We start from the raw sequence: 13,172 nt of genomic DNA, 5'->3' as shown, positions 1-13,172 counted from the left end.
AGGAAAACGCAATGAGCACGCTGAAATACAACGCACTGGCCGTGAATGGCCGCGAATACCGCTTCCCCACCGCGCCCGTGGTGGTGATCTGCCTCGATGGCTCCGAGCCCGCCTATATCGAAGAGGCCGTCAAGGCCGGGCGCGCGCCGAACCTCGGCAAGCTGCTGCGCACGGGCACGAGCCGCATCGCCCAGTGCGTGATTCCGAGCTTCACGAACCCGAACAATCTCTCGATTCTCACGGGCCGCCCGCCGAAGGTGCACGGCATCGCGGGCAACTACTTCTACGACCGCACGAGCGGCGAAGAAGTCATGATGAACGATGCCCGCTTCCTGCGCGCGCCCACGATCTTCGAATCCTTCTTCAAAGCGGGCGCGAAGGTGGCGGTCGTGACCGCCAAGGACAAGCTGCGCACGCTGCTGGGCAAGGGGCTCGATTTTTCGAGCGGCCGCGCGATCGGCTTCTCTGCCGAAAAAGCCGACCAGGCCACGCGCGAGGCCAATGGCATCGGCGACGTACTTGCCTTCGTGGGCAAGCCGCTGCCCGACGTCTACTCGGCAGACCTCTCCGAGTTCGTGTTCGCAGCGGGTGTGAAGCTGCTCGACAGCTTCCGCCCCGACCTCATGTACCTCTCGACCACCGACTACGTGCAGCACAAGGCCGCGCCGGGCTCGCCGAAGGCCAACGACTTCTACGCGATGTTCGACCGCTACGTGGGCCAGCTCGACGCGGCCGGCTGCGTGCTCGCGATCACCGCCGACCACGGCATGAACGACAAGCATCGCGCCGATGGCGAGCCCGACGTGCTCTATCTCCAGGACCTGTTCGACGAATGGACCGGCAAGGGCAGCGCGCGCGTGATCCTGCCGATCACCGACCCGTACGTGGCGCATCACGGCGCGCTCGGCTCGTTCGCGACCATCTATCTGCCCGAAGGCGCGGATGCGCCGGCGCTCCTCGAACGCCTGCGCAACACCGCGGGCGTCGAACTCGCGCTCGACAGCGCGGCGGCCTGCGAGCGCTTCGAGCTGCCGCCCGACCGCGTGGGCGACATCGTGGTGGTCGGCACGCGCAGCAAGGTCTTCGGCACCAGCGCCGCGCGCCACGACTTCTCTGGCCTCACCGAGCCGCTGCGCTCGCACGGCGGGCTCTCGGAGCAGGACGTGCCGCTGCTCGTGAACCGCAAGGTCGACTGGCCGCAGGGCCGCGCGCTGCGCAACTTCGACATCTTCGACGTCGCGCTGAACTGCGTGGTGCAAACCGCCGTCGCCTGATTTGCGCATGCAGGCCTGAGCACAGCCAACGAAAAAACTCACCGAAACCGAAACACGGAACGAGGTAGCGATGAACGTCATGACGAAACCCGCATTCAAGCAGGAGTCCATGCGCATCGCCGGCCGGCAGGTCGCGACCGACGAAGTGATCGAAGTCCTGAACCCGTACACCAACGAAGTCGTCGGCACCGTGCCGGCGGGTCGTCCCGAACATGTGCAGGAAGCCTTTGCCAAGGGGCATGCCTACAAGCCGACGCTCACGCGCTTCGAGCGCCAGCGCATTCTGCAGACCACGGCCGAGGCGCTGCGCGATCGCAAGGAAGACTTCGCGCGCCTCATCACCGCCGAATCTGGCCTGTGCTGGAAGGACTCGCTCTATGAAGCGAGCCGTGCCTACGATGTCTGGTCGTTCGCCGCACAACTCACGATCAAGGACGATGGCGAAGTCTACTCGTGCGACATCAGCCCGAATGGCAAGAACCGCAAGATCTTCACGACGCGCCTGCCGCTGCTCGGCGTGATCTCGGCGATCACGCCGTTCAATCACCCGCTGAACATGGTGAGCCACAAGCTCGCGCCGGCCATCGCCACCAATAACCGCGTCGTGCTCAAGCCCACCGAGCTCACGCCGCTCACCGCGCTCGCGCTCGCCGACGTGCTCTATGAGGCCGGCCTGCCGCCCGAGATGCTGAGCGTGGTCACCGGCAATCCGCGCACCATGGGCGACTCGATGATCACGGACCCGCACTGCGACCTGATCACCTTCACGGGCTCGGTGCGCGTAGGCAAGTACATCGCGCAGAACGCGGGCTACCGCCGCACGGTGCTCGAACTCGGCGGCAACGACCCGCTCATCGTGATGGAAGACGCCGATCTCGAACGCGCCGCGCAGCTCGCGGTAACGGGGGCGACCAAGAACTCGGGCCAGCGCTGCACGGCGGTCAAGCGCATTCTCGTGGTGGAGAGCGTGGCCGACGAATTCGTCGAACGCGTGCTTGTGCACGCAAAGAAGCTCAAGTGCGGCGACCCGATGGACCCGAGCGTGGACGTGGGCACCGTGATCAACGAGGCCGCCGCGCAGCTTTTCGAGCGCCGCGTGGCCGACGCCGAAACGCGCGGCGCGCGCGTGCTGTACGGCGCGCCGCGCCGCGGCGCCCTCTTCGCGCCCACCGTGGTCGATCACGTGCCTTACGACTGCGAACTCGTGCATGAAGAAACGTTCGGCCCGGTGATTCCGATCATCCGCGTGCCCAACAATCTCGACGAGGTGATCCGCATCTCCAACTCCACCGCCTATGGCCTGTCTTCGGGCATCTGCACGAACCGGCTCGACTATACGACGCGCTTCGTCAAGGACCTGGAAGTGGGCACGGTGAACGTCTGGGAAGTGCCGGGCTATCGCACCGAGATGTCGCCGTTCGGCGGCATCAAGGACTCGGGCAACGGCTACAAGGAAGGCATGGTCGAGGCCATGAAGAGCTATACGAACGTGAGAACGTGGTCGATGCCCTGGGAGTGAAACGCATAAAAACCCCTTGCGGCACGGCCTCTCGCGGGGCTCGAGGCACGGCCGCGCAGTAACCCTGGCTGGTCCCCAACAACTCGAACAGGCAACATTGTCACGCTGTTGTCACGCGGCAAAACTGCAGGCAGAACTGCAAGAACACACGAGGTTTTTCCAGCATCCAAACCCAACGCAAGGAAGGATGGATATGAAGACTCAACTGATCGCCGCGGTGACTTGTGCATTCGCGTTCGCAGCGGGCGCCGTCCACGCGCAATCCAATGTCGTGACCATCTATAGCGCAGACGGTCTTCACGACGGTTCGCCGAGCTGGTACGGCAACCAATTCGAAGCGTTCACGAAAGCCACGGGCATCAAGGTGCAATACATCGAGGCCGGTTCGAGCGGCGTGGTGGACCGCCTCGGCAAGGAGAAGTCGAATATTCAGGCTGACGTGCTCGTGACGCTGCCGCCGTTCATGCAGAAAGCCGCCGCCGACGGCCTGCTGCAAGCGTACACGCCGGCGGGCGCGGACAAGATCGATGCACGCGACAAGGACCCGAAGGGCATGTTTGTCGCGATGGTCGACAACTACCCCACCTTCATCTACAACTCGGCGGTGCTCAAGACCCCGCCCAAGGCCTACGCCGATCTGCTCGCGCCGCAGTACAAGCAGAAGGTGCAGTACTCCACGCCGGGCCAGGCCGGTGACGGCACCGCGCTCATGCTGCAAACCTTCCACGCGTTCGGCGGCAAGGATGGCGGCTTCGATTATCTGCGCAAGCTCCAGGTGAACAACCTCGGGCCATCGGCCTCCACAGGCAAGCTCACGGCGCTCGTGAACAAGGGCGAGCTCTACGTGGCGAACGGCGACCTGCAGATGAACCTCTCGCAGATGCGCGAGAACCCGAACATCCAGGTGTTCTTCCCCGCGGGTCCCGATGGCAAGCGCACGACGTTCTCGCTGCCCTACTACGTGGGTCTCGTGGCCGGTGCGCCGCATGCCGATAACGGCAAGAAGCTGATCGACTTCCTGCTGAGCGCTGAAGCCCAGCAAGAGGTCAGCAAGACCGCCTATGGCATGCCGGTGCGCACCGACGTGCATCCCACCGACGACAACTTCAAGACGCTCAACGCGATGATGCAGGGCGTCGACGTCTGGTCGCCCGACTGGAATCAGGTCATGCGCGACCTGAAGGCCGACGTGGCGAAGTACAACCACGCGATTTCCAGCAACTGATCGAGCGACTCATGGCCAATTCCCTCACCATGGAACGGGGGCAGCAGCAGGCCTCCCCGGTGCCGGCCGCTCTCGCGCAAGGCGCGAGCGGCATCGGTTTCGAGAATGTGTCGGTGGCATACGGCGGGCAGACGATTCTGGATTCGCTCACGCTCACCGTGAAGCCGGGCGAGATCGTCGCGCTCATCGGCCCTTCGGGCTCGGGCAAGACCACCGCGCTGCGGGCCGTCGCGGGCTTCGTGCAGCCGAGCGCGGGACGCATCGTGATCGGCAACAAGGACGTGACGCAACTGCCGCCCTACGCGCGCAATATCGGCATGGTGGTGCAGAACTACGCGCTGTTTCCGCACATGCGCGTGGAGGACAACGTCGCCTTCGGGCTGCGCGCGCGCGGCGCGCAAGCCGACGTGATCCGTGCACGCGTGCCCGAGTGCCTCGGGCTCGTGGGGATGTCCAAGTATGCGAAGCGCTACCCGCGCGAGCTTTCGGGCGGCCAGCAGCAGCGCGTCGCGATTGCCCGCGCGCTCGCGATCCGGCCGCAGGTGCTGCTGCTCGACGAGCCGCTCTCCGCCCTCGATGCGCAGATCCGCCGCTCGATGCTCGACGAACTCGCGAAGCTGCACCGCAGCCTGCCCTCGCTGACGGTGCTGTACGTGACGCACGACCAGACCGAGGCGCTCACGCTCGCGAATCACATCGGCATCATGCGCGACGGCAAGCTGGTGGCCTATGGCGACACTCAGGGGCTGTACCGGCACCCGCCGAACCGCTTCGCCGCCGAATTCCTCGGCCGCGCGAACGTGCTGCCGGCGCGCCAGCTGGAGCCGCTAGACGATGGCTTCGCACGCGTGCGTTGCGGCGATTTCGTGATCGAGGGACGCAACCATCACAACCTGGCCGCCAGCAGCGCGTGCTACGTATGCGTGCGGCCGCACGACCTGCACTTCGAGCCGCGCGGGCAGAAGTCCAACAGCGTGACGGGCATCGTGCGCAGCGTGCAATGGCTCGGCGAGCTGCATAGCGTGATGCTAGAAGTGGGCGACGAGATGCTGCGCCTCACGCGAGCGCCGCTGTCGAGCCCGCCCGAACCGGGTGCCGTGCTGCCCGTGCATTTCGATGCAGCGGACGTCACGCTCGTACCGGAGGGCGAAGGCCATGTCTGATATCGCCGATCTCGCGATAGCGCCGCCCCCGGCGCGCGCCGGCGCGGCCACGGCGCTCGCGCGCAACCTGTGGATCGCGCCGCCGCTCGTGGTGCTCGCGGCCATCTTCTTCTACCCGTTCGGGCTGATCGTGGCGCAGGCGCTGGGCGGAGACACGCACACGCTGTCGCTCGAGAATTTCACCACGGTGCTGCATTCGCGGCAGTTCCTGAGCGGCCTTTATCACACGATCGCGATTGCGGTGTGCGCGTCGGCGGGCTGTCTCGTGCTCGGCTTCGTGTTCTCGCTCGTGATCGCGTTCGTGCCGTTTCCGGGCGCGCGCTTCGTGGGCCGCCTGATCGACACCTTCATCGCGCTGCCGACTTTTCTGGTCGCGCTCGCGTTCACGTTCGTGTACGGATCGGCCGGGCTGCTGAATCAATCGCTGATGGCGATCTTCCATCTGAACCTGCCGCCCGTCGATTTTCTGTACTCGCAATGGGGCGTCGTGCTCTCGGAGATCACGGTCTATACGCCGTTCATCATGCGGCCGCTGCTCGCCTGCTTCTCGCAGATCGACAACGCGCAGATCGAAGTGGCGAGCAGCCTCGGCGCGAAGCCGCTGCGCATCATCAGGCAGATCATCCTGCCGGCGGCGCTGCCCGCGCTGCTTGCAGGCGGCAGCCTCTGCCTGCTGCTCACCGTGAACGAGTTCGGCATCGTGCTGTTCATCGGCGCCAAGGACGTGATCACGCTGCCGCTGCTCATCTACGGCAAGGCGATTCAGGAGTTCGACTACACCACCGCGTGCGTGATTGCCGTTATCAATATCGCGCTGTCGCTCGGGCTCTATGCCTGCTACCGCACTGTCCTGTCACTTTTCGGAGGCCGCCGTGCTGCTCTGGGCTAGATGGGCAAGAATGTCGACGTGGAGCGCCGCCGCGCTGCTGTTTTGCGCGATCTACGGCCTGCCGGTGGCGATGATCGCGCTCGCGAGCATAAGCGGGCAATGGAACGGCATCCTGCCGAGCCACTTCACGCTCTCGCACTACACGCGGGCGCTGCACGGCGACTCCGCCGAATTGCTGCGCGTGAGCGTGTTCACCGGCGCGCTGGCGAGCGCCGCCGCGCTCGTGAGCGGCACGTGGGCCGCGCTCGCGCTGCGGCGCATGAAGGGCATGCCCAAACGCGTGCTCGACGTGATCTTCTTCGTGCCGAGCGCGGTGCCCTCGGTCTCGATCGGCCTCGGGCTGCTGGTCGCCTTCAGCCAGCCGCCGGTGCTGCTCAACGGCACGGCCACGATCGTATTCCTCGCGCACTTCCTGCTGATCTCGGCGTTCACGTACGGCAACGTCTCCGCAGGGCTTGCGCGGGTCGCGCCCGAGTATGGCGAGGTGGCCGAAAGCCTTGGCGCGAGACCGTTCTACCAGCTCACGCGCGTGACGCTGCCGCTCGTCGCGCCTTATCTGCTCGCGTCGTTCAGCCTGAGCTTTGCGCTCTCGATGGGCGAACTGGGCGCCACGCTGATGATCTATCCGCCGGGATGGGTGACGCTGCCCGTGGGCATCTTCGCGCTCTCCGACCGCGGTGCGATCTTCGATGCATCGACGCTCACGATGGTCCTTGGCGCAGCCACGCTGCTCGTGCTGCTCGGGCTCTCGCGCATCTCGAACAAGGCTGCGGTGCGCTAGAACGCTAAGGATATCCAGGGAAATAACGGGAAGGAAAGAGCGAGGACAATAAGCAAAAGGCCATACGCAAAGGGCAATCACAGCGGGCACGCAGGTTGCGCAGGCAAAAAAGCAAAAGGAGGAACCCGTGATTTTGATCGTCCTTCATCTCGCCGGCGGCGTCGCGTTGCTTACGTGGGGCCTGCACATGGTCGAATCGGGACTCATGCGCGCGTACGGCGCATCGCTCAAGCGCTTCATGGGGAAGAGCCTCGGTAACCGCTTCAATGCGTTTTTCGCGGGGCTCGCCATCACCGGCGCGCTGCAGAGCAGCACGGCGACCGGCATGATCGCGTCGTCGTTCGCCGCGCGCGGGCTGATGCGCCCCGTTACCGGGCTGGCCGTGATGCTCGGCGCGAACGTCGGTTCGACACTGATCGTGCAGGCTTTCTCGCTCGATCTGAGCTGGATCTCGCCTGCTTGCCTGCTGGTGGGCATGGCCATGTTCGAAAAAGGCAAGGGCTCGCGTAACCGCGACATTGGACGCGCCTTGATCGGTCTCGGCCTGATGCTGCTCGCGCTCACCCTGCTCGTTTCCACGGTGCAGCCGGCCGAGAGCGCGCCCGCGCTGCGCACCGTGCTGGGCGCGCTGGCCGGCGAACCCGTGCTCAACGCCGCGCTCGCCTGCCTGCTCACATGGGCTGCGCATTCGAGCATTCCTGTCGTGCTGTTCGTGATGTCGCTCGCGAACCTGCATTCGGTGCCCATGGACAGCGCCATCGCCATGGTGCTGGGCGCGAACGTGGGCAGCGCGCTCAACCCGTATTTCGAAGCCGCCAAAGGCGACGACCGCAGCCGCCGCCGGCTGCCCGCCGGCAACCTGCTTCTGCGCGGCGGCGTTTGCCTGCTGTTGCTCGGCCTGTGCGCGCCGCTCGCGCAACTGATCGACGGCATGTCCGGCGACGCGAGCCACGCAATCGCCAACTTCCACACCGGCGTGAACGTGGGCATCGCAGTGCTGTTCATCGGCTTGCTCGATCCGGTATCGCTGCTGCTGGAGCGGCTGTTGCCCGCGCCCGGCATCTCCGACGACTCCGACTCGCCGCGCTACCTCGACGTCGCCGCCTTGCAGACGCCCGCCCAGGCGCTCGCCTGCGCGGCGCGCGAAGTGATCCGGATGAGCGAGGTCGTGGAGGCCATGCTGAGCGCGAGCGTGCCGGTGCTGCTAGCCAACGACCGCCGCGCGGTGAGCGAACTGGCGGACCGCGACGACACTGTGGACATGCTGCACGATGCGATCAAGCGCTACGTCACCGACATCACACGCGAACCGTTGACAGACGAAGACCGGCGCTGGGCCTCGGCGATCATGACGGCGGTGATCAACCTCGAGCATATCGGCGACATCATCGACAAGAACCTGCTGGAAAGCGCGCAGAAAAAGATCAAGATGCAGTTGAGCTTTTCGCCCGAAGGCGCAGAGGAGCTGCGCATGATGCACCGCTCCGTAATCGGCAGTTTTCATCGCGCCCAGGCACTGCTGGTCTCGGGGCGCACCCAGACCGCCGCGCAACTCATCGCCGATAAACAGGCGTTGCGGCGGCTCGAACGCTCGGCGCGCGACCGTCACCTCGAACGGCTGCGCGATGGCCTGCCGGACAGCATTGCGTCGAGCTCGCTGCATCTGGACGTGCTGCGCGATCTCGTGCGGATTCAGTCGCATATTTGTGCGCTTGCGTATCCGCTGCTCGAGCGGGAGCGGGAGGAGGCGCAGGCACTGGAGGCGGCGGAGGTGGGGCTGCGCGATGTGAGTTGAGCGGTATTAGCGTACGAATTCAGGCGGCCTGTGCCTGCAATGTGAAGTCGACGTGAATCGCATCGTACGGAAAAATGACGCCGCCCTCCGCCGTACGTTCAAACACACCGGCTTTGAGCAGTGCGCTCACGTCTTCATGCACGCGCTTCACATCGCGCTCGACCCTGCGCGCCACTTCGCGAATCGACAACGCGCCAGCGCCGGTCATTACCTTGAGGATGTTCCAGCGCAGTTGCGTGAGCGTCTGAAACAACAGTTCGGGCGTCGCGAAACTGATGAACTGGCCTTGCGCCTGCCCACGCATTGCAGCCGCGAATCGCTTGCTCATTTCGGCGCGCCCTGCAACGCCCAGCGTTACCGTGTTCATGTTGAAGCCCTCCAGGTATCGACGTCAGACCAGAAGTCATGCAGAAATTGCCAAATCAATGCTGCCGCGAACGATTCCGCGTCGATCACAAACCATTCTTTGAGCAGGAGCTTCATGTTGGCGATTATGCCAACACATGCGCCTGGTTCGCCGCGGCAATCACCACAATGAATGCCACCACATTCACAAAATAAACTTCATCAATACCCTCATCAGCGCTAATCTAGCCCTACTCCCTCAAAGGCTAGCGAAGCGATGGCTGAACTCTTTCTGATCAGGCACGGCCAAGCGTCTCTCGGCGCCGACGACTACGACTGCCTCTCCACGACAGGCGAGCAGCAAGGCCGTTGGCTCGGCGAGCATTTCGCGCGCGACGGCATGCAGTTCGATCACGTCATGACTGGCACGCTGCGTCGCCACGCGCAAACGCTCAATGCGATCCGCCACGCGCTGCCCACCCTTCCCGCGCAGTGCGAAATCCACGCCGGTCTGGACGAATACGATTTTTACGCGCTCTTTGCTGCACTGCCCGACGAGCATCGCCACCTTGCCGATGCCATCAAGCACGGCTCGCGCGAGTTCTTCAAGGCGCTGCGCCAGATCCTGCACCTGTGGACCGAAGGCGCGCTCGACGAGCGCGCGCCCGAAACATGGAGCGCATTTCAGCAGCGCGTTGCCAACGCCCGCATCGCCATCCAGCAAAGCGGCGCGCAGCGCGTGCTGGTGGTCACTTCGGGCGGCGTGATTGGCGCATGCGTTCAGCAGATCCTGCAAGCCCCTGCTGCAACGGCCATCGCGCTGAATATGCAGATCCGCAATAGCAGCGTGACGCATTGCTACTTCAACCGCGAAGCGCTGCAACTGTCGAGCTTCAACGGCCTCGCCCATCTCGACGATCCGCAGCGCCACGCGTTTCGAACCTACGGCTAGGTCATTTGCCAAGATCAGCCAGAACACGTCAAGCATCGAACGATATGACCACTGAACTCTCCAGCCCGTCGCTCGACCTCGATCGGCTCACGCCCTATCTTGAGCGGCATCTCGCGGGTTTTCGCGGCCCCGCGAGCGCCACAAAATTTCCGGGCGGCCAGTCCAACCCGACCTGGCTGATCGAAGCGCCCAGCGGCCGTTACGTGCTGCGCCGCCAGCCGCCGGGGCAGTTGCTCAAATCCGCGCATGCCGTCGACCGAGAGTTTCGTGTGCTGAGCGCACTTGCCCAAACGCCGGTTCCGGTGGCGCGCGTCTGGCACCTCTGCGAGGACCGCGAGGTCATCGGCAGCCTGTTCTATCTGATGAGCTACGAGGACGGACGCATTTTCTGGAACCCGGCGCTGCCCGAGGTCGACCGCGACGCGCGACGCGACTATTACGCGGCGATCGTCACGACGCTCGCTGCACTACACGATGTCGATCCCGAACGCGTGGGCCTGAGCGATTACGGCCGCCCGGGCAACTATTTCCAGCGCCAGACCGAACTCTGGACCAAGCAATACCGCGCCGCCGAAACGGAGCGCATCGCGCCCATGGAGGCGCTGATCGAATGGCTGCCCGCGCATTGCCCGACCGACACGCAGCGCCCCGCGCTCGTGCACGGCGACTTCCGCATCGACAACTTGATCTTTGACCACGCTGCACCGCGCGTGCGCGCGATACTCGACTGGGAGCTATCGACGCTCGGCAATCCGCTCGCCGATCTCGCGTACTTCTGCATGTGTCTGCGCCTGCCGTCGAAGGGGCATATCACGGGGCTGCGCGGCCAGGACCGCGCCGCGCTGGGCATTCCCGAAGAGGAAGAAATGATTGCGCAGTACTGCAAACTGCGCGGCCTGCCCGGCATCGCCAACTGGAACTTCTATCTAGCGTTCAGCTTCTTTCGCCTCGCATCAATTGCCCAAGGCGTGAAAGCGCGCGCGCTGCAAGGCAATGCTTCGAGTGCGAACGCACACGAAGTCGGCAGCATGGTCGAACCGCTCGCGACCCTCGCAGCGGAACTGATTGCTTGACGCCTCACCCGCGTCGGAACACTGACACCGAATCAAGGAGACGAGATTGACCACGAACCTGTTTGACCTCTCGGGCCGGATCGCCCTCGTGACCGGCGCGAGCCGCGGCATCGGCGAGGCCATCGCGAGGCTGCTGGCCGAGCAAGGCGCCCATGTGATCGTGTCGAGCCGCAAGCTCGAAGACTGCAAAGCCGTTGCCGCCAGCATTCGCGAGAACGGCCACAGCGCCGAAGCGCTCGCGTGCCACGTCGGCCGCATGGAAGACATTACGGCCACGTTCGCGCATATCCGCGAGAAGCACGGGCGGCTCGACATTCTCGTCAACAATGCGGCGGCCAATCCGTATTTCGGCCATATCCTCGATACCGATCTGGCCGCCTACAACAAGACCGTCGAAGTGAACGTGCGCGGCTATTTCTTCATGTCGGTCGAAGCCGGCAAGATGATGAAGGCGCAAGGCCGCGGCGCCATCGTGAACACCGCTTCGGTCAATGCGCTGCAGCCCGGCGACCGCCAGGGCATTTATTCGATCACGAAAGCGGCCGTCGTCAACATGACCCGGGCGTTCGCCAAGGAGTGCGGCCCTCTCGGCATTCGCGTGAATGCGCTGCTACCCGGCCTCACGAAAACGAAGTTCGCGGGCGCGCTGTTCGAGAACAAGGACATCTACGATCGCTGGATGAACGAAATCCCGCTGCGCCGCCACGGCGAGCCGGAGGACATGGCCGGCACCGTGCTCTATCTGGTGTCCGACGCGGCGAGCTATACGAACGGCGAGTGCATCGTCGTCGATGGCGGACTGACGATCTAGGCCTGCTCACCTTAGGAGTCGATACATCATGAATTTCGGTTATAGCCCCAAGGTCGAAGACCTGATCCGCCGCGTGCGCAACTTCATGGACGAACATATCGTGCCGCGCCAGCGCCAATGGCACGAGGAAGTGCACGCGGGCCGCTACCCGGTTTCGTTCATGGAAGATCTCAAGGCGCTCGCCAAAGCCGAGGGCCTGTGGAATCTGTTCCTCCCGCATTTGCACGACGACGAGCCCGGTACCCGCCTCACGAACCTCGAATATGCGCCGCTCGCCGAAATCATGGGACGCGTTTCGTGGGCGCCCGAAGTCTTCAACTGCAATGCGCCCGACACCGGCAACATGGAGTTGCTGCACATGTTCGCAACGCCGGCGCAGCGCGAGCAGTGGCTCGTGCCGCTGCTCGAAGGCAAGATTCGCTCGGCGTTCGCCATGACGGAACCCGACGTGCCCTCCTCCGATGCAACGAATATCACGACCTCGATCCGCCGCGACGGCGACGACTACGTGATCAACGGCCGCAAATGGTTCATCACGAACGCCGCGCACCCGAATTGCAAGATCTTCATCGTGATGGGCAAGACCGATCCCGATGCCGAAACCCACCGCCAGCAAAGCATGATTCTCGTGCCGGCGGGAACGCCGGGCGTGAAGATCGTACGCAATATCACCGTCATGAACCACGTCTCGCCGGAAGGCCACTGCGAGATCACGTTCACCAATGTGCGCGTGCCCGCATCGAACCTGCTCGGCGAGGAAGGCAGCGGCTTCGCGCTCGCGCAGGCGCGTCTCGGGCCGGGGCGCATTCACCACTGCATGCGCTCGATCGGCGCGGCGGAACTCGCCCTTGAACTGATGATCGAGCGCGCGCAGGAGCGCAAGACCTTCGGCAAGTATCTGCATCAGCACGGCACCGTGGGCGAATGGATCGCGAAGTCGCGCATCGAAATCGATCAGGCCCGGCTGCTCGTGCTCAAGGCCGCGTGGCTGATCGACGAGGTGGGCGCCAAAGCGGCGCGCAAGGAGATCTCGATGATCAAGGCGCTGGTTCCGCAGGTTCATACTGCTGTTTGCGACCGCGCGATGCAGGTATTCGGCGCAATGGGTGTGAGCCCCGACACACCGCTGGCCGATCACTGGACCTGGGGGCGCGCGCTGCGCTACGCCGACGGCCCCGACGAAGTCCACCTCCAGGCCATTGCGAAAATGGAGCTTGCGAGCGGCAAGGAACGGCTCGGCGCGATGGCGGCCTACCTGAACGCACCGTTGCGCGACTGATCCCTCGCGCAGCGCAGCACAGCGAAAAACCAGAGCAAAGCGAACGCATCGTCACAGCACCTCTCG

General features: G+C 64.4%; 12 protein-coding genes. 11 read left to right on the top strand and 1 reads right to left on the bottom strand.

Annotated elements, in window-relative coordinates; all coding sequences use genetic code 11:
• Nucleotides 1–11 precede the first annotated feature (11 nt).
• The 7 genes from phnA (at nt 12) to NH14_RS20070 (ending at nt 8,646) form a co-directional block, all read left to right on the top strand.
• Entirely contained in the window at nt 12–1,274 is a 1,263-nt protein-coding gene (phnA, locus tag NH14_RS20100; RefSeq protein ID WP_035524820.1) for a phosphonoacetate hydrolase, read from the top strand.
• A gap of 70 nt (nt 1,275–1,344) precedes the next feature.
• A complete protein-coding gene (gene phnY, locus NH14_RS20095; RefSeq protein WP_035524818.1) occupies nt 1,345–2,793 on the top strand; it encodes a phosphonoacetaldehyde dehydrogenase in 1,449 nt (482 codons plus the stop codon).
• A 193-nt stretch (nt 2,794–2,986) separates the two neighbouring features.
• The gene (locus NH14_RS20090) at nt 2,987–4,018 is read left to right on the top strand and encodes a 2-aminoethylphosphonate ABC transporter substrate-binding protein (RefSeq protein ID WP_035524815.1); all 1,032 of its coding nucleotides are present in this window, start codon (nt 2,987–2,989) and stop codon (nt 4,016–4,018) included.
• A gap of 11 nt (nt 4,019–4,029) precedes the next feature.
• On the top strand, nt 4,030–5,181 hold the full coding sequence (locus NH14_RS20085; RefSeq protein WP_084225278.1) for an ABC transporter ATP-binding protein: 1,152 nt from the start codon (nt 4,030–4,032) through the stop codon (nt 5,179–5,181).
• Complete coding sequence (locus NH14_RS20080) at nt 5,174–6,070, top strand: 2-aminoethylphosphonate ABC transporter permease subunit (RefSeq protein WP_176329267.1); 897 nt, start codon at nt 5,174–5,176, stop codon at nt 6,068–6,070. The genes NH14_RS20085 and NH14_RS20080 overlap by 8 nt, the downstream gene beginning before the upstream one ends.
• A 10-nt stretch (nt 6,071–6,080) precedes the next feature.
• Nucleotides 6,081–6,851: an ABC transporter permease subunit gene (locus NH14_RS20075; protein ID WP_237179702.1), complete on the top strand. Its 771-nt coding sequence runs from the start codon at nt 6,081–6,083 to the stop codon at nt 6,849–6,851.
• Between the two features lie 127 nt (nt 6,852–6,978).
• A complete protein-coding gene (locus NH14_RS20070) occupies nt 6,979–8,646 on the top strand; it encodes a Na/Pi cotransporter family protein (protein WP_035524810.1) in 1,668 nt (555 codons plus the stop codon).
• A 19-nt stretch (nt 8,647–8,665) separates the two neighbouring features.
• On the opposite strand, the gene NH14_RS20065 is transcribed toward NH14_RS20070, so the two are convergent.
• Nucleotides 8,666–9,013 carry an HVO_A0114 family putative DNA-binding protein gene (locus NH14_RS20065; RefSeq protein WP_035524808.1) on the bottom strand — a complete coding sequence of 116 codons (348 nt, stop codon included), beginning with the start codon at nt 9,011–9,013 and terminating at the stop codon, nt 8,666–8,668.
• A gap of 255 nt (nt 9,014–9,268) precedes the next feature.
• On the opposite strand from NH14_RS20065, the gene NH14_RS20060 reads away from it, so the two are divergent.
• The 4 genes from NH14_RS20060 to NH14_RS20045 are packed head-to-tail and all read left to right on the top strand — an operon-like array spanning nt 9,269 to nt 13,106.
• Complete coding sequence (locus NH14_RS20060; protein WP_035524805.1) at nt 9,269–9,943, top strand: histidine phosphatase family protein; 675 nt, start codon at nt 9,269–9,271, stop codon at nt 9,941–9,943.
• A gap of 44 nt (nt 9,944–9,987) precedes the next feature.
• Complete coding sequence (locus tag NH14_RS20055; RefSeq protein WP_035524802.1) at nt 9,988–11,016, top strand: phosphotransferase; 1,029 nt, start codon at nt 9,988–9,990, stop codon at nt 11,014–11,016.
• A 46-nt stretch (nt 11,017–11,062) separates the two neighbouring features.
• Entirely contained in the window at nt 11,063–11,827 is a 765-nt protein-coding gene (locus tag NH14_RS20050) for an SDR family oxidoreductase (RefSeq protein WP_035524800.1), read from the top strand.
• A 28-nt stretch (nt 11,828–11,855) separates the two neighbouring features.
• Nucleotides 11,856–13,106, top strand: coding sequence for an acyl-CoA dehydrogenase family protein (locus NH14_RS20045; RefSeq protein WP_035524797.1), 1,251 nt, complete (start codon nt 11,856–11,858; stop codon nt 13,104–13,106).
• Nucleotides 13,107–13,172 lie beyond the last annotated feature (66 nt).

This window comes from Paraburkholderia sacchari, assembly GCF_000785435.2.
Taxonomy (GTDB): domain Bacteria; phylum Pseudomonadota; class Gammaproteobacteria; order Burkholderiales; family Burkholderiaceae; genus Paraburkholderia; species Paraburkholderia sacchari.
Note: the sequence above shows the minus strand (reverse complement) of the source record. Positions and strands in the feature narration are given on the sequence as shown.